The sequence below is a fragment of the Pseudomonas sp. GZJR-8 genome (genome assembly GCF_002916705.1).
In the GTDB taxonomy this organism is placed as follows: Bacteria; Pseudomonadota; Gammaproteobacteria; order Pseudomonadales; family Pseudomonadaceae; genus Aquipseudomonas; species Aquipseudomonas synxantha_A.
This window is the reverse complement of the sequence record NZ_JXSI01000001.1, coordinates 185,437-206,952: the sequence shown is the minus strand read 5'-3', so window position 1 is coordinate 206,952 and position 21,516 is coordinate 185,437. Positions and strand designations below refer to the sequence as shown.

General features: G+C 60.4%; 20 protein-coding genes. 9 read left to right on the top strand and 11 right to left on the bottom strand.

The window, feature by feature from the left end; genetic code table 11:
- Positions 1-237: 237 nt before the first annotated feature.
- The 8 genes from glpD to TK42_RS00755 all read left to right on the top strand — a co-directional run bounded on the left by glpD (position 238) and on the right by TK42_RS00755 (position 9,151).
- The gene (glpD, locus tag TK42_RS00790; protein WP_103733409.1) at positions 238-1,776 is read left to right on the top strand and encodes a glycerol-3-phosphate dehydrogenase; all 1,539 of its coding nucleotides are present in this window, start codon (positions 238-240) and stop codon (positions 1,774-1,776) included.
- Positions 1,777-2,138: 362 nt separating this feature from the next.
- A complete protein-coding gene (locus TK42_RS00785) occupies positions 2,139-3,065 on the top strand; it encodes a glutamate/aspartate ABC transporter substrate-binding protein (protein WP_005785249.1) in 927 nt (308 codons plus the stop codon).
- A 193-nt stretch (positions 3,066-3,258) separates the two neighbouring features.
- Positions 3,259-4,005, top strand: coding sequence for an amino acid ABC transporter permease (locus TK42_RS00780; protein ID WP_003188956.1), 747 nt, complete (start codon positions 3,259-3,261; stop codon positions 4,003-4,005).
- A complete protein-coding gene (locus TK42_RS00775) occupies positions 4,005-4,676 on the top strand; it encodes an amino acid ABC transporter permease (protein ID WP_003188954.1) in 672 nt (223 codons plus the stop codon). The genes TK42_RS00780 and TK42_RS00775 overlap by 1 nt, the downstream gene beginning before the upstream one ends.
- Positions 4,673-5,407, top strand: a complete 735-nt coding sequence (locus TK42_RS00770; protein WP_003188952.1) for an amino acid ABC transporter ATP-binding protein — start codon at positions 4,673-4,675, stop codon at positions 5,405-5,407. Before TK42_RS00775 ends, TK42_RS00770 begins: the two co-directional genes overlap by 4 nt.
- A gap of 170 nt (positions 5,408-5,577) precedes the next feature.
- A complete protein-coding gene (locus TK42_RS00765) occupies positions 5,578-7,479 on the top strand; it encodes a sensor histidine kinase (protein ID WP_103733408.1) in 1,902 nt (633 codons plus the stop codon).
- On the top strand, positions 7,476-8,813 hold the full coding sequence (locus TK42_RS00760; protein WP_032877540.1) for a sigma-54 dependent transcriptional regulator: 1,338 nt from the start codon (positions 7,476-7,478) through the stop codon (positions 8,811-8,813). The genes TK42_RS00765 and TK42_RS00760 overlap by 4 nt, the downstream gene beginning before the upstream one ends.
- Entirely contained in the window at positions 8,813-9,151 is a 339-nt protein-coding gene (locus TK42_RS00755) for a GlpM family protein (RefSeq protein ID WP_034118321.1), read from the top strand. The genes TK42_RS00760 and TK42_RS00755 overlap by 1 nt, the downstream gene beginning before the upstream one ends.
- A 124-nt stretch (positions 9,152-9,275) precedes the next feature.
- Here the strand turns inward: TK42_RS00755 and TK42_RS00750 are convergent, their stop codons facing one another.
- Genes TK42_RS00750 through TK42_RS00725 form a run of 6 tightly spaced genes read right to left on the bottom strand, consistent with a single transcriptional unit; the run spans position 9,276 to position 16,605 of the window.
- Complete coding sequence (locus TK42_RS00750) at positions 9,276-10,673, bottom strand: sigma-54 dependent transcriptional regulator (protein WP_005785239.1); 1,398 nt, start codon at positions 10,671-10,673, stop codon at positions 9,276-9,278.
- Complete coding sequence (locus tag TK42_RS00745) at positions 10,663-12,441, bottom strand: HAMP domain-containing sensor histidine kinase (RefSeq protein ID WP_078820407.1); 1,779 nt, start codon at positions 12,439-12,441, stop codon at positions 10,663-10,665. The genes TK42_RS00750 and TK42_RS00745 overlap by 11 nt, the downstream gene beginning before the upstream one ends.
- On the bottom strand, positions 12,441-13,565 hold the full coding sequence (locus tag TK42_RS00740; RefSeq protein WP_032877545.1) for a GNAT family N-acetyltransferase: 1,125 nt from the start codon (positions 13,563-13,565) through the stop codon (positions 12,441-12,443). Before TK42_RS00740 ends, TK42_RS00745 begins: the two co-directional genes overlap by 1 nt.
- Before the next feature lie 58 nt (positions 13,566-13,623).
- On the bottom strand, positions 13,624-14,517 hold the full coding sequence (locus TK42_RS00735; RefSeq protein WP_005785233.1) for a carboxylesterase: 894 nt from the start codon (positions 14,515-14,517) through the stop codon (positions 13,624-13,626).
- Positions 14,514-15,908, bottom strand: a complete 1,395-nt coding sequence (locus TK42_RS00730) for an aspartate aminotransferase family protein (RefSeq protein ID WP_005785231.1) — start codon at positions 15,906-15,908, stop codon at positions 14,514-14,516. The genes TK42_RS00735 and TK42_RS00730 overlap by 4 nt, the downstream gene beginning before the upstream one ends.
- Positions 15,901-16,605, bottom strand: a complete 705-nt coding sequence (locus TK42_RS00725; protein ID WP_032877547.1) for an MtnX-like HAD-IB family phosphatase — start codon at positions 16,603-16,605, stop codon at positions 15,901-15,903. Before TK42_RS00725 ends, TK42_RS00730 begins: the two co-directional genes overlap by 8 nt.
- A gap of 226 nt (positions 16,606-16,831) precedes the next feature.
- Between TK42_RS00725 and TK42_RS00720 the strand changes: the two genes are divergently transcribed.
- Positions 16,832-17,602, top strand: coding sequence for a MipA/OmpV family protein (locus TK42_RS00720; protein ID WP_005785228.1), 771 nt, complete (start codon positions 16,832-16,834; stop codon positions 17,600-17,602).
- Between the two features lie 107 nt (positions 17,603-17,709).
- Here TK42_RS00720 and TK42_RS00715 read toward each other — a convergent pair whose 3' ends face one another.
- The 5 genes from TK42_RS00715 to TK42_RS00695 form a co-directional block, all read right to left on the bottom strand.
- The gene (locus TK42_RS00715; RefSeq protein ID WP_103733407.1) at positions 17,710-18,114 is read right to left on the bottom strand and encodes an EamA family transporter; all 405 of its coding nucleotides are present in this window, start codon (positions 18,112-18,114) and stop codon (positions 17,710-17,712) included.
- On the bottom strand, positions 18,111-18,491 hold the full coding sequence (locus TK42_RS00710; RefSeq protein ID WP_032877549.1) for an EamA family transporter: 381 nt from the start codon (positions 18,489-18,491) through the stop codon (positions 18,111-18,113). Before TK42_RS00710 ends, TK42_RS00715 begins: the two co-directional genes overlap by 4 nt.
- Complete coding sequence (locus tag TK42_RS00705; protein ID WP_103733406.1) at positions 18,488-19,408, bottom strand: arginase family protein; 921 nt, start codon at positions 19,406-19,408, stop codon at positions 18,488-18,490. The genes TK42_RS00710 and TK42_RS00705 overlap by 4 nt, the downstream gene beginning before the upstream one ends.
- Positions 19,409-19,567: 159 nt before the next feature.
- Complete coding sequence (locus TK42_RS00700; protein WP_032877552.1) at positions 19,568-20,221, bottom strand: DsbA family oxidoreductase; 654 nt, start codon at positions 20,219-20,221, stop codon at positions 19,568-19,570.
- Positions 20,222-20,276: 55 nt separating this feature from the next.
- Entirely contained in the window at positions 20,277-21,296 is a 1,020-nt protein-coding gene (locus TK42_RS00695) for an alpha/beta fold hydrolase (RefSeq protein WP_103733405.1), read from the bottom strand.
- Between the last annotated feature and the right edge of the window lie 220 nt (positions 21,297-21,516).

The window sequence follows — 21,516 nt, the reverse complement described above, 5'->3', positions numbered from 1 at the left end:
ATTTTGAGCTGTGAACACATACCAAAGTGGGAGGGGGCTTGCTCCCGATGGCGATCTATCCAGCACTCAACCTCTTGAGTCCTCCCTCAACTCATGTTCACAATTCTTCCTTTTCCCACCCTTCGATGAGTTTTTTCAATCGAAGTCAGCTGGCTGTGCCTGCATTTATCAGCTACCATTTTCGCAAATGAACATTAATGTTCGAATTCCAAGACTAAAAGATCGCGAGGCTAGCCGATGAACCCTTCCACCTTGCCTGCTCCACCGCTTGCCGAAGTCTATGACGTTGCCGTAATTGGCGGCGGGATCAACGGCGTCGGCATTGCAGCAGACGCAGCCGGGCGCGGTTTGTCGGTATTCCTTTGCGAAAAGGATGACTTGGCCAGCCACACGTCTTCGGCCAGCAGCAAGCTGATCCACGGTGGCCTGCGTTATCTGGAACATTACGAATTCCGCCTGGTGCGGGAAGCCCTCGCCGAGCGTGAAGTACTGCTGGCCAAGGCCCCGCACATCGTCAAGCAAATGCGCTTCGTACTGCCACACCGCCCGCACCTGCGCCCGGCGTGGATGATTCGTGCCGGTCTGTTCCTTTATGACCACTTGGGCAAGCGCGAAAAGCTGGCAGGTTCCAAAAGCCTCAAGTTCGGCGCCGACAGCCCGCTCAAAAGCGAAATCACCGAGGGCTTTGAATACTCCGACTGCTGGGTCGACGACGCCCGCCTGGTGGTACTCAACGCCATGGCTGCCCGCGAAAAAGGCGCGCACATCCACACGCAGACCCGTTGCGTCAGCGCCAAGCGCAGCAACGGCATGTGGGAAATGAACATGGAACGTGCCGACGGCAGCCTGTTCTCGATCCGCGCACGCGCGCTGGTGAATGCCGCCGGCCCGTGGGTAGCCAAATTCATCAGGGACGACCTGAAGCTGGATTCGCCTTACGGCATCCGCTTGATCCAGGGCAGCCACCTGATCGTGCCAAGACTGTACGAGGGCGCCCACGCGCATATCCTGCAGAACGAAGACCAACGCATCGTCTTCACCATTCCGTACCTGAACCACCTGACCATCATCGGCACCACCGACCGCGAATACACGGGCGACCCGGCTAAAGTAGCGATTACCGAAGGTGAAACCGACTACATGCTCAAAGTGGTCAACGCGCACTTCAAGAAGCAGCTGAGCCGCGAGGATATCGTCCACACGTATTCCGGCGTGCGCCCACTGTGCAATGACGAGTCGGACAACCCATCGGCCATTACGCGTGACTACACCCTGTCGCTGTCCGGCGGCTCCGGCGAAGCGCCGATCCTGTCGGTATTCGGCGGCAAGCTGACCACCTATCGCAAGCTGGCCGAATCGGCCATGGCCCAACTGGCGCCGTACTTTACCCAGATGCGCCCAAGCTGGACCGCCACCGCCAGCCTGCCCGGCGGCGAAAACATGAGCACGCCTGAAGCGCTGGCCGAAGCCATCCGCAACAAGTTCGACTGGGTGCCGAGCGAGATCGCCCGTCGCTGGTCCACCACTTATGGCAGCCGCACCTGGCGCCTATTGGAAGGCGTGCAATCGCTGGCCGACCTCGGTGACCACCTGGGTGGCGGCCTGTATACCCGCGAAGTCGACTACCTGTGCGCCGAAGAGTGGGTGACCCAACCGCAGGACGTGCTGTGGCGCCGTACCAAGCTTGGCCTGTTCACCACACCTCAGGAGCAGGAAAACCTGCAGCGTTACCTGTCCAAGGTCGAGCAGAGCCGCAGCAAGATCGAAGCGGCCTGACCGCCCAATTGTAGGAGCGAGCTTGCTCGCGAAAAACCTGAGAGCGCCGCGTTTATTCAGCATAAACGCGGCGTTTTTGCGTTTTTCGCGAGCAAGCTCGCCCCTACGGACTATTCGGTTTTCCGAACACACCCCTCCACCCTATTCGGTTTGCCGGACCGCCGCCTGAAAATATCGCCGAAACAAAAAGTTAATCTCCATATAAATCATGTAGTTACCCTTTTATTTTCGGTATGGCACGACTCATGCTCTACACTCTCTGACGATTACCTGAGGCGCCTTAGGAGCCGTCACGGGCATTCGCTATACAAGAGAGCCGTTCACCTGGCTTCATAAAAAAAACAAATGTCGAGGAAGTATTGATGCGTATCGTTCCCCATATCCTGGGCGCAGCTATCGCTGCTGCTCTGATCAGCACTCCAGTTTTTGCCGCAGAACTCACCGGCACGCTGAAGAAAATCAACGACTCCGGCACCATCACTCTCGCTCACCGCGACAGCTCTATTCCGTTTTCCTACATTGCGGATGGTTCGGGCAAACCCGTGGGCTACTCCCACGACATTCAGTTGGCCGTCGTTGAACAACTGAAAAAAGACCTGAACAAACCCGACCTGAAAGCCAAATACAACCTGGTGACCTCGCAAACCCGTATCCCGTTGATCCAGAACGGCACCGCGGATCTGGAGTGCGGCTCCACCACCAACAACGCCGAACGCGCCCAGCAAGTCGACTTCACCGTCAACATCTTCGAAATCGGCACCCGCCTGCTGGTCAAGAAAGACAAGGAAGGCAAGCCGTCCTACGCTGACTTTGCCGACCTCAAAGGCAAGAACGTCGTGACCACCGCCGGCACCACGTCCGAGCGCATCATCAAGGCGATGAACGCCGACAAGCAGATGGGCATGAACGTTATCTCCGCCAAAGACCACGGCGAATCCTTCCAGATGCTCGAAAGCGGCCGTGCCGTTGCGTTCATGATGGACGACGCGCTGCTGGCCGGTGAAGAAGCCAAGGCCAAGAAGCCGGATGACTGGGTTATCACCGGCACTCCGCAGTCCTTCGAAGCCTATGCTTGCATGGTTCGCAAAGGCGACCCGGACTTCAAGAAAGCCGTGGATGACGCCATTGTCGCCCTGTACAAGTCCGGCGAGATCAACAAGATCTACGCCAAATGGTTCGAAAGCCCAATCCCACCGAAGGGCCTGAACCTGAACTTCCCGATGAGCGACAAGGTCAAGGAGCTGATCGCCAACCCAAGCGACAAACCAGCGCCAGAAGTAAAAATCTGATACCTGACTAAGCTTATCTCCTGAGGGAGCCAACCCTCCCTCAGGCGTCTGTAATTACCTGCTAGCTTCAACTTGGAACACTCGACCTGGCGGTTTTCGAGCCGATCGCGTGTGCCTGGCATTCATTGTCGGGCGGAAAAGGATCTTCCCAAGCGGGTGCTTGTACATCGATCGATCTCGAGGGGAGACCCTAATGAATTACAACTGGGACTGGGGCGTGTTCTTCAAGTCCACCGGCGTGGGCAGCGAGACTTATCTCGACTGGTACCTCTCCGGGCTGGGCTGGACCATCGCCATCGCCATCGTGGCATGGATTATCGCCTTGCTGCTGGGCTCCATTCTGGGGGTCATGCGCACGGTGCCAAACCGCCTCGTGTCGGGCATTGCGACCTGCTACGTAGAACTGTTTCGTAACGTGCCGCTGCTGGTTCAGCTGTTCATCTGGTACTTCCTGGTACCGGACATGCTGCCGCAAAACCTGCAGGACTGGTACAAACAAGACCTGAACCCGACCACCTCGGCCTACCTGAGCGTTGTGGTGTGCCTGGGCCTGTTCACCGCCGCCCGTGTGTGTGAGCAAGTACGTACAGGCATCCAGGCGCTGCCACGTGGCCAGGAATCCGCCGCGCGCGCCATGGGCTTCAAGCTGCCGCAGATCTACTGGAACGTGCTGCTGCCCCAGGCGTATCGCATCATCATTCCACCGCTTACCTCCGAATTCCTCAACGTGTTCAAGAACTCCTCCGTGGCGTCCTTGATCGGCTTGATGGAACTGCTGGCGCAAACCAAACAGACCGCCGAGTTTTCGGCCAACCTGTTTGAAGCCTTCACCCTGGCCACGCTGATCTACTTCACCCTGAACATGAGCCTGATGCTGCTGATGCGCGTAGTGGAGAAGAAAGTCGCAGTGCCCGGCCTGATCTCCGTGGGGGGTAAATAATGGACTTCGATTTCAGCGGCATCATCCCCGCCATCCCGGGCCTGTGGAACGGCATGGTCATGACCTTGAAGCTGATGGTCATGGGCGTGGTCGGCGGCATCATCATCGGGACCATCCTGGCCCTGATGCGCTTGTCGTCCAATAAACTGCTGTCGCGTGTGGCCGGCGCCTATGTGAACTACTTCCGCTCGATCCCGCTGCTGCTGGTGATCACCTGGTTCTACCTGGCGGTGCCGTTCGTACTGCGCTGGATCACCGGCGAAGACACGCCGATCGGTGCGTTCACTTCCTGCGTCGTGGCATTCATGATGTTCGAGGCTGCGTACTTCTGCGAAATCGTGCGGGCCGGCGTGCAGTCGATCCCCAAGGGCCAGATGGCAGCGGCACAAGCGATGGGCATGACCTACGGCCAGACCATGCGCCTGATCATCCTGCCCCAGGCGTTCCGCAAGATGACGCCGTTGCTGCTGCAACAGTCGATCATCCTGTTCCAGGACACCTCCCTGGTCTACACCGTGGGCCTGGTGGACTTCCTCAACTCCGCCCGCTCCAACGGCGACATCATCGGCCGCTCCAATGAGTTCCTGATCTTTGCCGGTGTCGTCTACTTCATCATCAGCTTTTCCGCCTCGCTGCTGGTCAAGCGTCTGCAAAAAAGGTTTGCCGTATGATCTCTATCAAGAACATCAACAAGTGGTATGGCGACTTCCAGGTGCTGACCGATTGCAGCACCGAGGTTAAAAAAGGCGAAGTGATCGTGGTGTGCGGGCCCTCCGGCTCGGGCAAGTCCACCCTGATCAAGTGCGTCAACGCGCTGGAACCGTTCCAGAAGGGCGACATTGTGGTCGATGGCACCTCCATCGCCGACCCGAAGACCAACCTGCCAAAACTGCGTTCACGCGTTGGCATGGTGTTCCAGCACTTCGAGCTGTTCCCGCACCTGACTATCACTGAAAACCTGACCATCGCGCAGATCAAGGTGCTGGGCCGCAGCAAGGAAGAAGCCACCAAGAAGGGCCTGCAACTGCTCGACCGCGTGGGCTTGTCGGCACACGCCCACAAGCACCCTGGCCAGCTCTCCGGCGGCCAGCAGCAACGTGTGGCGATTGCCCGCGCCCTGGCCATGGACCCGATCGTCATGCTGTTCGACGAGCCGACCTCGGCGCTGGACCCGGAAATGGTCAACGAAGTGCTCGACGTGATGGTGCAACTGGCCCATGAAGGCATGACCATGATGTGCGTGACCCACGAAATGGGCTTCGCCCGCAAAGTGGCCGACCGCGTGATCTTCATGGACGCCGGCAAGATCATCGAAGACTGCCCGAAAGAAGAGTTCTTCGGCGACATCAGCGCACGCTCCGAACGTGCGCAGCACTTCCTTGAGAAAATCCTGCAGCACTAAGTACTAAACAGCTCCCACTGTAGGAATATGGCCAATGTGGGAGGGGGCTTGCCCCCGATAGCGGTGGATCAGTGACAGATGTATCGACTGACACACTGCTATCGGGGGCAAGCCCCCTCCCACACTGGATCGCACAGGCTGGCAGCTCTGGTTGACCCAAGGCATCTGTGATGAAATGCGACCCCAATCAATATCGCGCCGCGCCGCCATCACTTGCCGTGAAGCCTCGTCTGATACGCCAACTGTTCCTTCCGCCGTTGATCATCGCCCTGATGATCGGCCTGGGTTATATCGGCTTTTGGGTCAGCGAGTACTATGGCATCCGCACCCTCAGCGACAACGGCGAACGCCAGTTGGAGTTGCACGCCCGCACCGTCGAAAGTGAACTGAGCAAATACACCTATCTGCCCAGCCTGCTGGAGCTGGAGTCCAGCGTGTCGCAATTGCTGGCCGAGCCGAACCAGGAAACCCGCAAAACGGTCAACGAATACCTTGAGGGCCTGAATCGTCGCAGTCGCAGCCGAGCCATCTATGTGATGGACACCACCGGCCGCGTGCTGGCCACCAGTAACTGGCGCGATGCCGACAGTTACCAGGGTGAGGACCTGTCTTTTCGCGCCTATTTCCAGAATGCCGTACGCGGCCAGCCCGGCCGTTTCTACGGTATCGGCAGCACCAACGGCGAACCCGGCTATTACCTGGCCCATGGCCTGGAAGAGCACGGCAAGATCATCGGCGTCGCCGTGGTCAAGGTGCGCCTCGAAGCCCTCGAAGAACGCTGGCAGCGCGCCCGTCTCGAGGCGTTCGTGAGCGACGAGAATGGCATCATCATTCTGTCCAGTGACCCGGCGCGCCGCCTCAAGGCTGTACGCCCGCTGAGCGATGACACCAAGGATCGCCTGGCCCACAGCCTGCAATATTACTGGGCGACGCTCAATGAACTGCAACCCCTGGCCCGCGAGCGCCTGAACGAAGGCACCGAGAAACTGACCTTCCCGGCCAATTCGGAAGTGGTCAACGACCAGCACGCCGTCAGCTACCTGGCGCAAACCCGACCGCTCAACGACACGCCGTGGAATTTCACCCTGCTCACCCCGCTCAATGATCTGCGCCGTGCCGCGATCAATCAGGGCATCCTGGTGGCAGTTGCCTTCGGCCTTGTCGCCTTCCTGCTGATTGCCTGGAACGAGCGACGCAAGGTCATCGCCACCCGCCTCGCCGCTCGGGAAGCCCTGCAGGAAGCCAACAGCCAACTGGAGCGGCGGATCGCCGAACGCACCGCCGACCTGCGCGCCAGTAACGAACGGCTCAAGGGCCAGATCCGCGAACGGCGCCAGGCCGAAGAGACCCTGCGCCGCGCCCAGGACGAACTGGTGCAGGCCGGCAAACTCGCCGCCATCGGCCAGATGTCCACCAGCATCGCCCACGAGTTGAACCAGCCGCTGGCCGCGCTGCGCACCCTGTCCGGCAATACCGTGCGCTTCCTTGAGCGCGGCGCCCTGGACACCGCCAGCACCAACCTCAAGACCATCAACGAACTGATCGACCGCATGGGCCGTATCACCGCCAGCCTGCGCTCGTTCGCCCGGCGCGGCGATGACCAGGGCGAAGCCAGCCTGGGCAAGGCCGTGGACGCTGCGTTCCAGGTGCTGGGCGCACGCCTGGACGGTTTGCCACTGACCTTGCACCGCGACTTCGCACCCGCCCAGTTGCAGATCGACCAGACACGCCTGGAACAGATTCTGGTCAACCTGATCGGTAATGCTCTGGACGCGATGCAGACGCAACCGGCGCCGCAATTGTGGTTGGAGGGCCAGAGTACCGAGGGCAAATACCGCCTGCTGGTACGCGACAATGGTCACGGCATCGCCCCTGAGGCACGCAAGCATTTGTTCGAACCCTTCTTCACCACCAAGCCCGGCGAACAAGGCCTGGGCCTGGGCCTGACCCTGTCCGCGAGCCTCGCAGCCGCGACCGGTGGCAGCCTGGCCGTGGAACACCCGGCCGGTGGTGGTACTGCCTTTGTCCTTAACCTGCCGCTGGCGGGCGCTAAAAAAGTTGAGTCGACATGAATACTGATCCCCAAGAACTGACCGTGCTGATCGTCGAAGATGATCCCCACGTGCTGCTCGGTTGCCAACAGGCCCTGGCGCTGGAAGACATCCACAGCGTCGGCGTGGGCAGCGCCGAAGAAGCGCTCAAACGTATCGGCGAAAACTTTGCCGGCATCGTCATCAGCGATATTCGCCTGCCGGGCATCGATGGTCTGGAGCTGCTGACCCGCCTCAAGGCGTTGGATAAAAGCCTGCCGGTGGTCCTGATTACCGGGCATGGCGATATTTCCATGGCCGTCGGCGCCATGCGCAACGGCGCCTACGATTTCATGGAAAAACCCTTCTCTCCCGAGCGCCTGGTCGATGTTGCCCGTCGCGCCCTGGAGCAGCGTGGGCTGGCGCGAGAGGTCTGGTCACTGCGCCGCCAGTTGGCCGAGCGTGATTCGCTGGAAGGCCGCATCATTGGCCGCTCGCCAGCGATGCAGAACCTGCGCGAGCTGATCGCCAACGTCGCCGACACGTCGGCCAACGTGCTGATCGAAGGTGAGACTGGCACTGGCAAGGAGCTGGTTGCCCGTTGCCTGCATGATTTCAGCCGACGCCACTCCCATCAGTTCGTCGCCTTGAACTGCGGGGGCCTGCCGGAAAACCTGTTCGAAAGCGAAATTTTCGGCCACGAGGCCAATGCCTTCACCGGCGCCGGCAAACGCCGCATCGGCAAGATCGAACACGCCCACCAAGGCACGCTGTTCCTCGATGAAGTGGAAAGTATGCCGATCAACCTGCAGATCAAACTGCTGCGGGTGCTGCAGGAACGCACCCTGGAGCGCCTGGGTTCGAACCAGAGCGTGGCAGTGGATTGCCGGGTAATCGCTGCCACCAAGTCCGACCTCGACGAACTGAGCCGCGCCAACCAGTTCCGCAGCGACCTGTACTACCGCCTCAACGTGGTCACCCTGGAACTGCCGCCTTTGCGCGAGCGGCGCGAAGACATCCTGCAACTGTTCGAACACTTCCTGCAGCAATCGTCGCTGCGCTTCGACCGGGCGGTGCCGGAGCTGGACAACCAGACCTTGTCGAGCCTGATGAGCCACGACTGGCCGGGCAACGTGCGTGAACTGCGCAACGTCGCCGAACGTTTTGCCCTGGGGCTGCCCGCCTTCAAGAAAAGCGGCGCCAGCAGCGGCAACCATGGCCTGGCCTTTACCGAAGCGGTAGAAGCCTTTGAGCGCAACCTGCTGGTGGACGCCCTGCAGCGTAGCGGCGGCAACCTGACCCAGGCCAGCCAGGAATTGGGCATGGCCAAGACCACGCTGTTCGACAAGGTCAAGAAATACGGGTTGAGCCACTGATGGATCTGTTCTTGAAGGCCGCACTTGGCGCGGCGGTGGTGCTGATCCTGGCGGCACTGGCCAAGACCAAAAACTATTACATCGCAGGCTTGGTGCCACTGTTTCCGACCTTCGCGCTGATCGCCCACTACATCGTCGGCAAAGGGCGTTCGGTGGAGGATTTGAAGACCACCATCGTGTTCGGGATGTGGTCGATCATTCCGTACTTTGTGTACCTGGCAACCTTGTATGTGATGGTCGATCGGATGCGGCTGGAAGCGTCCCTGGCAGTGGCCGCCGTGGCCTGGTTGATGGCCGCCTCGATCCTTGTCAGCATCTGGGTTCGCCTCCACTCCTGACTCAACTCGGTAAGAAATGTGGGAGGGGGCTTGCTCCCGATAGCGGTGGATCAGGGAAATATGTACTGACTGACACACCGTTATCGGGAGCAAGCCCCCTCCCACATTTTTTAGCTACGCAGCATCAGCGGACTATTTTGTCGACCTGAATGCCCAGTTTCTTCAGTCGATACCAGAAACTGCGTTCGGAAATGCCGATCCGCTGCGCCGCCGCGGCCTGCACCCCGTTGCTCTCCTGCAACGCCGCCAGAATGTAGGCTTTCTCCACCTCGGCCAGCGCCGCATCCAGATCCTGCGGCACGCCCGGGCCGTCGCTGAGGATCGCCGTCACATCGCCCTCGCTCGGTTTTGAAGCAAACAGATAACCCGGCAAATCAATATCCTCGATCACCGGCGACGCTGCCACGATGGTCGCGCGCTCCACGCAGTTTTGCAGCTCGCGGATATTGCCCGGCCAGTGATACGCCGCCATCGCCTGCAATGCCTCGGGGCTGAAGCCGGTAATGCGCTTACCGGCGGTGGCGCTCAAGGTCTGGGCGAAATGCCGGGCCAGGGGCGCGATATCTTCCACGCGCTCACGCAGGGCCGGCAATGGAATCGGGAAGACGTTGAGGCGGTAGTAGAGGTCTTCGCGAAACTCTTTGTTCGCCACTGCGTCCAGCAGGTTCTTGTTGGTGGCGGCAATGACCCGCACATCCACCTTGCGCTCGCGTGGGTCACCCACCGGCTCGATGACCCGCTCTTGCAAGGCGCGCAAAATCTTGGCCTGCAACGCCAGGGGCATGTCCCCCACTTCATCGAGGAACAGCGTGCCCTTGTCGGCCTGCATGAAGCGCCCTACCCGGTCGGCCACGGCGCCGGTGAAGGCGCCTTTGCGATGGCCGAACATCTCGCTTTCCAGCAAACCTTCGGGAATCGCCGCGCAGTTGACAGCCACAAAGGGTTTGTCGGCGCGGCTGCCATGCTTGTGGATGGCGCGGGCGACCATTTCCTTGCCGGTGCCGCTTTCGCCGGTCAGCAGGATGGTTGCGCTGCTGTCACGCACCGAATCCACGGCTTGCAGCACCTTGCGAAACGCCGGGCTGTCGCCCACCAGGCTGTCGAACTGCGCATGTTCATCCAGCTCGGCGCGCATCCGCGCGTTATCGCGCATGATGTCGCGAAATTGCAGGGCCTTGGCCACGGTGATGTCCAGCTCGTCGATATCGAACGGCTTGGCGATGTAGTCATAGGCACCGTTGCGCATCGACTGCACGGCATTTTTTACCGTGCTGTAGGCGGTCATCACAATCACCGGCACCTGTGGATAGCGCACCTTGATCTCGGCCAGCAATGCCGGCCCGTCCATGCCCGGCATACGCCAGTCGCTGATCACCAGGTCGATGTCCTCCTCGCCCAGCACCTTGAGCGCATGCAGGCCGTTGCCCGCGCTGAACACCTGGATACCGTTCTGGCTCAGGGCCTGGGTCAGCAAATCACAGAGCTTGGGCTCGTCGTCCACCACCAATACGTTATGCGTCATGCCCGTCCTCATCCTCGCCGTCGTCTTCACCGTTAGCCGGAATGTACAGGCTGAAGGTGGCGCCGGCATCTTTCTCACTGGCGCATTCGATGCTGCCGTCGTGACTTTCCATGATCGAATAGACTTTGGCCAGGCCCAGTCCGGTGCCCGATGCCTTGGTGGTGACAAACGGCGTGAAGATACGCTCGACCATATCCGCCGGGATACCCTGGCCCGTATCGGCGATGCTGATCACCGTGTTGTCGCCCACGTTGCGGATGCCCAGGGTCAGGCGCCCGCCTTCGGGCATCGCGTCGATGGCGTTGAGTATCAGATTGAGGCAAGCCTGCTTGAGCTGCTTGGCATCGGCATAGATCGTGGCGTCGGGCGCCTGATCGTCAATCTGTGCATCAATATTGTGAGTGCTCAGCTCCGGGCCGCAGAAACCGAGGATTTCTTCCACCAGGGCACGTGCCGGCTGCAGCACGCGTATCGGTGGATTGGGCTTGGCGAAATCGAGGAACTCGGTAATCAGCTCGTTGATGCGGCTGACCTCGCTGATGACGTACTCCAGGTGACGCTTATCGGTTTCCGCGAGGTCGGCCCGCCGGTGCAACAATTGGGTGGCGGTCTTGATGATGCCCAGCGGGTTGCGGATTTCATGGGCCAGGCCCATGGCGACTTCACCCAGGGCATGCAGCCGATCACGCCGACGCAGTTGGGCTTCCAGGTGGTGCAGTTCGCCGAGGCGCTCGGTCATGTGGTTGAAGGTGCTGCTCAACTGCGCCAGTTCATCACCGCCACTGACCACCACGCGATGCGCGTAACTACCGGAAATCACCGCGTTCACACCTTGGGACAAGTCGCGCAGCGGTTTGGTCAGGCGCTGCGACACCAGCACCCCGGCCGCCAGTGACAGCGCCGAGCTGAGCAGGAAGATCAGAACGAACAGGTTGCTCTGGTTCACCAGCCCTACCAGGCTGGTGTGACGCAACAGGCCGCTGAATATAACGCCTTGCAGTTCGCCGGCATCATTGAAGATCGGCCAGTACAAACCGCTGTACTGGTTAGTGAATTGCTCGCTGGGCTGCTTGGTGCTGCGCAGCGCGGCCTCGACGTTCTTCGGGATGCGCGAAGGGTGATTCTCGAAACGCTGGGTGGAAAATATCTCGGAAAAACCCGCCGGGTTGGCCAGGTACAAACGCAGGTCCAGGGAGTGCACATCGGCCACGCTGGTGAGGAAACTGCTGTCCAGGTAGGTCGCCACCAACAACAGGTAATCAACGCCATCGCGGCTGGTCTCGAAGGTTGACACCACCAGCCCCGTGCTCACCCCCGCGACTTGCACGGTCTGTAGCACGGCATTGCTGGTCAGGTTGATCTGCCTGACGATGTCATCGGCGGCTGTGCTGAACACCACTTTGTGGTCGCTGGTGCGAATCAGCGCGACCACGTCGATATCGGTGGCATCGGCAATGTCGGCGGTCAGCCGGTCATGCTTGGCCGCCTGTTTGGACGACGGTGGGCTGGTATAGCGCAAGAACAGCTTGGCCATGCGCGCGTTGTCATGAAGGATGTCACCGATCTCATCCTTGACGATCTTGGTCGATTCTTGCAGCCAGATACGCACGTTGCTGTCGAAAATCTGCGACAGCGTGGTGGCGGCCAGCTCAGCGGCAATCATGGTCGGAATAACGCTGACCAGCCAGAACGCCAGCACCAGCTTGCGCTGGACGCTCCAACGCGAAATGGCAAAGGGGCGGGCTTTCTGGCGGGTCTTGGTGATCATCAGGTTTCGCTTATCGCAGCAGCCATGGCAGGGTCGGAACGATCCGGTCGAATAAACAGTTTTACAAGCTTGAGCAGGCCGTTGACCAGCCGGTTGCGGTGGCGGAAGAACAGGCTGTTGCCCTCGAACTCGCACCCCAGCCGCAGTTTACTGGCATACCCGGCCTGGCCGCACTCGTACACCGGGATATTGTGCTCAATACAATAGTCGACATTGGTCAGCCAACTGCGAAAGTACAGGTTGTACTCACGGCTGAATTCGATGTCGTGGCCAAAGAACTTATCCACCAGCCGCTGCTCATCCAGCAGGATCAGGTTGAACGCCACCAGGCGTTCGTCCACCCAGTAAAGAACACAGACCGCCCGTTCGTGAAGGTGTTCAAGCACGCCGGTGAAGTAAGCGGCAGGCAGGCGCTCGAACTGTAGATCTGCGCGCGCAAGCGTGGCCTCGTACAGGCGCATGATCTGGGGCAGCACATCATCGACGTTGTGCCGCCACTCGATGCGCGGCCCGGGTGCCCGTAGCTTGCGACGCAGGTCCTTGCGCGTGGATTTGCCCAGCGAGCCCAGGTACGCATCCACCGACCCATAGGGCAACGGCAACACCCCGGTCGGCAAGCTCGGCATGGTCTGAAAGCCGGCCGCACGACAACTGTCGGCCCAATGCGGGTCGTTGGTCGGCGCGTCCTTGACCGCCACCAGCCCAATACCGAAATGGTCGGCATCCCGACGCGCAGCCGCCAGTAACTGGCGCAACAACAACGCGCGGCGGGCCTCGGGCACATGGCTGGCGACCCCCGCATCACAACGCTCAGCCACCGGCGAACCAATGGCGTACAGCGCCAATTGCAAAGCCTGCGGCCACAGGCGAGCCAGGCGTTCGGTCACGCGCTTGCCCGCCCCCGACACCGTGGTGTCTAGGCGATAATGGGTAATGAACGCAGCAGCCACAGCCACTAACGTTTCATCTTCGTAGACCGCCAGGTAACGCCACTGAAAATCATCGATAGCGGCGTTTTCTACAGCCAGGTAATAGTCCCAATCCTCCAGGGCACCGGGAAAACAATCATTCCAGGCATCGCGCTGGATCGCCCGGATGGTCGGGAAGGCTTGGGTGGTTATCACAGATTGCCCTTATTTCTATGGCGAACGCCGATCAAATGTGAGAGCTGGCCTCGGTGCGTCAGGCAGACCGCAGTGATGCCATGGCTGGCAAGCCAGCGCCCACCTTGACCGGCGTTGACCTGAAGGCTGTGTGCTGCTCGACAAACTCGGCACTCAACTCGATCACCCGTCGGTATTGCAGGTCGACCGTGATCATGTGGTAGCAGTTATCCAGCAAAATCTTGGTCACCGGGCCGCCGAGGTGGCGTTCCACGTAGTCGGCGTTCCAGCGGCTGGTGATGTCGTCTTCGATCGAATGCAGCACCAGCGCCGGCACCTTGATGTCGGGCATGCGCTTTTTGACCACCGCGTTCATGCGGTGCAATTCGCGCACGGTAATGCCTTCCATGGTCAGTAAACCGGCCTCGCTGCTTTCGCCTTCCTTCATCTGTCGCTCGACGATGGCCCGCAGGCGCTCATTCTTGATGCCGTAGGGCGGCTTTTCTTCGAAGCTGCAAACGTGCACGCCGAATGGAATCTTCATCAGCAACGGCGTGAGGAACGCCAGCTTGTTGATGCTCCAGCCGTCGTACTTCAGGGTGGTGGAGTACATCAGCAGCCCGGCGACCTGGCCTGGGTGTTCGGCGGCCACATACATGGACATCACCGCGCCCATGGACAAGCCGCCGACAAACACCTGCCCGTGGCGTTGCTTGACCTGCAGGAAGGTCTTGCGTACGCCTTCGTACCAGTCACGCCAGCCGGTAGCCTGCAAGTCGCTGTTATCGCCGCAGTGCCCGGCCAACGTGGGCACATACACCGTGCAATTGCCTGTCTTGGCCAGGCCCTTGGCGACCTGGCGCAACTCGGTCGGTGTGCCGGTCAGGCCGTGGATCAACAGGATCCCGACCGGACCTTCACCGAGAACGAAGCCGGCGGTACCTTCACCGAGGTCGATCCCTTGCGCATTCACCGATTGGTCGCTCGCACCAGTAGTTGCTCAAGCAGCTTGAGACCCAATTCGATTTCCGGGTAGCTGATTTCCAGGGACGGTGCCAGGGTGATCACGTTCTTGTAGTAACCGCCCACGTCGAGGATCAGACCCAGCTTCTGGCCGTCCACCACCATGTCGCCTTTCATGCCTTCCTCGACCATGTAGTCCAGGGTCGCCTTGTCTGGGGTGAAGCCGTCCGGGCCGCAGATTTCGCAGCGCAGCGCCAGGCCCAGGCCGTCGACATCGCCGATGATCGGGAAGCGTTTTTGCAGGTCCTGCAAGCCTTCCAGGAAGAACTTGCCCTTGGCCATGACCATCGCGCCGTAATCGACTTCGTTGGTCATCTTGAACATTTCCAGGCCGACGGCGGTGCCCAACGGGTTGGAGGCGAAGGTGGAGTGAGTCGAACCTGGCGGGAACACCTTCGGGTTGATCAACTCTTCACGGGCCCAGATACCGCCCAATGGGTTGAGGCCATTGGTCAGGGCCTTGCCGAACACGATCACGTCCGGCTGCACATCGAAGTGCTCGATCGACCAGAGCTTGCCGGTGCGGTAGAAGCCCATCTGGATTTCGTCGGACACCATCAGGATGCCGTGCTGGTCCAGGACGTGCTTGAGCTCGCGGTAGAAGTTCATCGGTGGGATCACGTAGCCGCCGGTGCCCTGGATCGGCTCGACATAGAAAGCTGCGTATTCGCACTGGTTGGTTTTGGGGTCCCAGACGCCGTTGTATTCGGTCTCGAACAAACGGGCGAACTGCTGCACGCAATGGCTGCCATATTCTTCCTTGGTCATGCCCTTCGGGCCACGGAAGTGGTAAGGGAATGGGATGAAGTTGGCGCGTTCACCAAAGTGGCCGTAGCGACGACGATAGCGGAAGCTGGAGGTGATCGACGAGGCGCCGAGGGTGCGGCCGTGGTAGCCGCCTTCAAAGGCGAACATCAGGCTTTTGCCGTTGCTGGCGTTGCGTACCACCTTCAACGAGTCTTCGATGGACTGCGAACCGCCGACGTTGAAGTGCACGCGGCCGTCGAGACCGAACTTCTTCTTGGCATCGACCGCGATCATTTCCGAGAGCTCGATCTTGCCTTTGTGCAGGTACTGGCTGGCAATTTGCGGCAGGGTGTCGATCTGTTGTTTCAGCGCATTGTTCAGACGCGGGTTGGCGTAGCCGAAGTTGACCGCCGAGTACCACATTTGCAGGTCGAGGTAAGCCTGGTCTTCGGTGTCCCACACGTAGGAGCCTTCGCAACGGCTGAAAATACGCGGAGGCTCGATGTAGTGAACGGTGTCGCCGTAGGAGCAATACTTGGCTTCTTTATCCAGAAGGATCTGGTCTTCGGCGGTAGCGATACGGATATCAGACATGATGGAAGAGTTCCTGAGTGTCAGAAGAGGTGTTGAAGGTGGTGGCGTTGGCGGCGATGCCTTGGGGCAGCTTGGCCAGCAGTGCGGTCACTTGCGCAAAGGTGTCGAAGCGCGCGTGAGGAATCTGGTTGGCGACGCAGTACTCGGCGAGGCTGCCCTTGGCGAACACGAAGTCGGCGGTGGAAGCCACGCACATGTCGGACTTGCCGTCACCGATCACCAGTACGCGCTTGTTGCGCGGGGTGGATTTGCACTTGCAGTTGCCGGAAGCGGCGCGGCAAGCATCGCTGGCGTAGGGGAAGTCGATACGCCAGCTGTTCTGGTCGACCTGGCGCAGGCGGTTGGCGAGGATCGGCAACAAAGTCACGTAATTGCGCGACAGGATGCGCGCGATGCCCTGCTCGATGCCGTCGCTGACCACCTCGATAGAGGCGCCCAGGTCCATGACGTGATCAACGAAATCCGGGAAGTCCGGGTCGATCTCGACGCTGTCGAAATACGCCAGCAGTTCGCTTGGGGTGGCCTTGATCAGCGCCAGTTGGCGGCTCAGGCATTCGCGTGAACCGATATGCCCGTCCAGCCATTGCTGTTCAATGGTTTCCCACTCGGGGCCGGCGAAGCGTTGGAGGACGTTGTCGATGACATCCGTGGGGGTAATGGTCCCATCGAAGTCACACACGATATGCCAGTGGATCATCTACCTGTACCTGAGAGAGCGCGCTGTATGCGCTTGCAACAGGGATAGAGCAGGGAGTGTGCCAACTAGTCAAAACCCAGTGGGGCTGGGGGTTTGCCGGCAGAGTCGCAGTGATAGGCGTGCTGCAAGCTACAATTTTTGTAGCTTGCTACAAACAACATGAGTGCTTGCGCAGGCGCGAGGGTTTGCGCGTTCATGCGCGCCTGTCACCTCAGGAACGTACACCATGACCAACATCACTTCTGCCGTATTCGCAGGTTTGCTCGGCCTATGGGGCTGCTCCAGTGCCGCCTGGGCAGACGGCATCAGCGGCGACGTGGGCGCGGGCCTGAGCTATCAGCCCCATGACCCCACCGGCAGCCGCTACGAAACCCGGCCCGTGCCCTACCTGGACCTGGATTGGGGCGACGTCAGCCTGAGCACCGACGACGGCTTGACCTGGAGCGCGCTGAACACCCACGGCATCACCGCCGGCCCCTATATCAATTACCTGGCAGGGCGTACCTCCAACGGTGAGTTGCAGGGCTTGCGCAATGTGTCGGACATGGCTGAGGTCGGCGGTTTCATCCAGTACGCCCCGGCCAACTTCTGGCGGGTCTACGCGCAACTGGGCCAGGCCGTGGGCGGCGGGCATTCCCAGAGCGGCACCCTGGGTAAGATCGGCGGCGAACTGGGCTACCCGTTGGGCGGCGGGATTATCGGCAGCAGTGGGCTGGTGGCGCATTTTGCCGATGCACGCCAGGCCAATACCTTCTTTGGCGTAGACAACAACGAAGCCGCCGCCACCGGCTTTCGGCCCTACAACGCCAGCGGCGGCTTCCAGAACGTGACGTTGAGCCAAAGCTTCGCCTTTCCCCTGGCGCCCCACTGGTCGCTGCTGACCAGCGCAAGCTGGGTGCATCTGGTTGGCTCGGCGGCCCGAAGCAGCATCGTCAAGCAGGCCGGCGAGGTGAATCAGGGGCAGGTGCAGACGGCGATCAGCTACACCTTCGATTAGAACCCGATGCAGTTCTGCCTTAGGTAAGCACATCCAAATGTGGGAGGGGCAAGTCGCATCGTCGCACCGCCCCTCCCACATTTTGCCTGTGTTTCGCAGCAGAATTTTCAGTGCTCTTCGCCCTCAGCCAAAAGCGCGATACCACCGATAATCACCCCCACCCCCACCCAATGCAACAGGCTGATGTGCTCACCCAACCCCAACCACGACCCCAGCAGCACCGCCACAAACACCAGTGAACTCAGGGGAAACGCCAGCGACAAACTGCTGCGCCGCAAGATCAGCATCCACACAAAAAACGCCCCCAGGTAACTGGCAATCGCCGCCAGGATCCCCGGGTTACGCGCCACGTCGGCCAGCCACTGCCAAGTGAAATCCATCTGCCCCAATTGATCACCGGCCACCTTGGTAAACAATTGCCCGGCGCTTTCGGTGGCAATCAGCAGCGCCCACAGCATCAGGGTGCCCAGGCGCCCATGTAACCAACCGCTATCGACTGTCTGCGTCGTCATGCCTGGCTCCCCGCAATCGCTACCAACATCACACCCAAAGTAATCACCAGCGTGCCCAACCAACGCCTTGGGCTGACCCTTTCCTTGAGCACCACCCTGCCCGCCAGAACCACCAGGCAATAGGCCAAAGCCGCCAACGGAAACAGCAGACTCAATGGCGCACGGGACAGGGCTTCGAGCCAGACGAAAAACTCGATGACATAGGCGCCCACACCGGCCCAGAGCAACGGTGCATTGAACACCTGGCCCCAGAATGCGCGCAGGCTGAACCCGCCATCGAGTTGCGGTAAGCGGTCCACGCCCAGTTTGAAACACAGCTGGCCAATCACATCGAGAACAATGGAAAACGCCAGCAGCAACACCACGGTCAGGGTCACGGGAACAGCTCCTCAAACAGGTTGATCAAGGCCTCATTGGTCGCGGCATTGCGCTGCAAATCTTGCACGCTCCAGCGCTGCGGCGGCGGCTGGTCGGACTTGGCTTCCCAGCGCTTGAACGCGTTGCTGAACACCGGCGTGGCGAACTCACCGCACACGTCGATGCCAATGATGCGTTTGTGCGCCGCCAACGCCCGCAGGGCCTGGAGCAGATGGGTCAGGCGCATACCGCCCTGATCCCAATTGGTGGCGGCGTCTTCGCTGGCCAGCACATCCTTGTCGATGGTGATCCAGATCGCTTCGGTGGGCAGGCTGGCGATCATCTGGTCGAGGAATTTCGCCCAATCGAGCTCTGCCAGGTTGCGCCAGTGCAGGTGGTTTTCCTGCTGCTGGTGACCCGCTCCATCACCGACCCGACCCCAGACCTTCGACGGCGGGTGCTGCCAGGGAAACAGCTGCAATTGCCCGCGCTTGAGCGCGCCAAGGTTGCCGCCACGCAGTTGTGGGTTATGCAGGTCATCGCTGCACGGGCCGAGGGTGACGATGCGCTTGATCGCCGGCATCTTCAGTGCGCGGTTGACCCAAGAACCACAGTGGCGCTTGGGCGCAAAGCGTACCCAGTCGGGGTGGTTGTCGAAGTGGATCAGGCTGACGGGCTCTTTCAAATCAGCCAAAAAGGCCGGCGTAAGGTGGTGATAGTCACCGGAGCCGACAAACAGGATTTCCGGGCGCGCATCCCTGGGCCGAGGCCGTTGGGCCAGGCGTTCGGTGAATCGTTTCCAGGTTTTTTCTGTGGACCACAGGCGCAGTTTCGGCCCCAGATCGAGCAGGTCCAGACGCGTGGCCCGGCCGTTGGCCAACCGTCGGGCAATGGGTGCCTGGCCGGTAAGGCTGTGGTCGAGGTCAAGTATGTTCAAGGTAGTGTTTCACCCCTAATGGCAGCGCCCAACCGCAGGCCGGCCGGGCTTTAGGGGGGTAATGCAAGGGATGGGCCAGCGTTTGGATGAGCGCCGTTTTTGAAAACAATGAGTATCAAGTGTGGGAGCTGGCAAGCCAGCTCCCACATTAGAGCGGCGTCAGGATCGCGCTTCGGCAATGATCTGGCGAATCGCGCCCACAAAGGCTTCAGCCGGCTGGCCGCCGCTGACAGCGTACTGGTCGTTGAACACAATGGTCGGCACCGAGGTCACTCCGCGGGTGATCCACAGTTTTTCCTGCTCGCGCACTTCGGCGGCATATTCATCAGAGGCGAGAATTTCGGCGGCGCGCTTCAAGTCCAGGCCGACGCTTTCGGCAATGATCGCCAGGGTCGCGTGGTCGGACGGGTCCTGGCCATCGCTGAAGTACGCCTTGAAGAGTGCTTCCTTGAGGTTGTACTGCAAGCCTTCCAACCCGGCCCAATGCAACAGGCGATGCGCATCGAAGGTGTTGTAGATGCGGCTCTGGCCGTCGGTGCGAAAAGCGAAGCCCAACGCTGCGCCCATGTCGCGGATGCGCGCACGGTTGGCCTGGGATTCTTCGGCGGTGGAGCCGTATTTTTCAGTGATGTGCTCGACGATGTTCTGACCTTCGGCGGGCATGTTCGGGTTCAGCTCGAACGGCTGGAAATGAATCTCGGCCTGCACCTCGGCACCAAGCTGGTCGAGGGCTTCGGTCAGGCCGCGCAGGCCGATGATGCACCAGGGGCAGGACACGTCGCTGACGAAATCGATTTTCAGGGGAGTACTCATGGTAGACAACCTCGCTGGCTTGAATGCGCCGCAAAGGTTGCACGATACACCAACTTCACAACACCTTCGAAGGCTCGCCCAAGTCGATCTGCGCCCAGTGCGCGGTATCTTCACGATGAGCCTGCAGGTAGGGCAACACCGCCGCCAGCAACGGCGCCTTGAACGCTTCCTGGAAACGGTGGGCCAGGCCGGGTATCAGTTTCAACTGGCTACCCTGAATATGCGCGGCCAGGTGCACGCCGTGCATCACCGGCAACAACGGATCGGCCGTGCCATGCACCACCAGGGTCGGCACGCGCAGTTGGTTGAGCAACGGCACGCGGCTCGGTTCGGCAAGGATCGCCATGATCTGACGCTTCACGCCTTCCGGGTTAAACGCGCGGTCGTAGGACTGCGCCGCCTGATGCAGCAACGCTTGACGATCATCCTTCACATTCGGGCTGCCCAGCGCCGCAAGCAAATCGGCTTGCTGCTCCAGGGCCACCTCACGATTGGGCGCGCTGCGCCGTGACAATAATTGCACCAGCGCCGCGTTCGGGGCGGGCAGGCCCTCGGCGCCGGAGCTGGTCATGATCAACGTGAGGCTTTCCACCCGCTGCGGCGCCATTGCCGCCAGGTGCTGGGCGATCATGCCGCCCATGCTTGCGCCAAGGACATGGAATTGCTGCACCTGCAACGCATCCATCAAGCCCAGCGCGTCGTCGGCCATGTCGGTCAATGTATACGGCGCAGCCACCGGCAAACCGAGCTTGTAGCGCAGCACCTCGAAGGTCAGGTTGGCACTGGCCGGCGCTTGCCGCCAGGTGGACAGGCCGACGTCACGGTTGTCGTAACGGATCACCCGAAACCCTTGCTCGCACAGGGCGACCACCACTTCATCCGGCCAATGGATCAACTGCCCACCCAGGCCCATCACCAGCAGCAACGCAGGGTCCGACGCCCGCCCGATACTTTGGTAGGCGATGCTCACCTGTTCCAGGTCGACGGTTTGGGTCGGGACATTGACATCACATCGAGAAGCCGCAAAGGACGGCAGGCCGAATAGCAGAGCGGCCAGTAAAAGCAACACACGCATGAAAAACACCGAAACGCAGAACCCCAGTAGAGCGCGAGTCTGATGAAGTTTGTTCAAGCGCGCTGCCACAGTTGCGTGACAATTTGATGAATGACGCCGAGCGGTCATCGGCCTCTAACTATGTAGGCCACAACCTTCCTCTTGCTCAACGTTAATGAGGCTCTCTTTTTTCGTGAGCACCGTCCCCTTTGGGTCGCCAGCGAATAAAGCTTGTTCACTT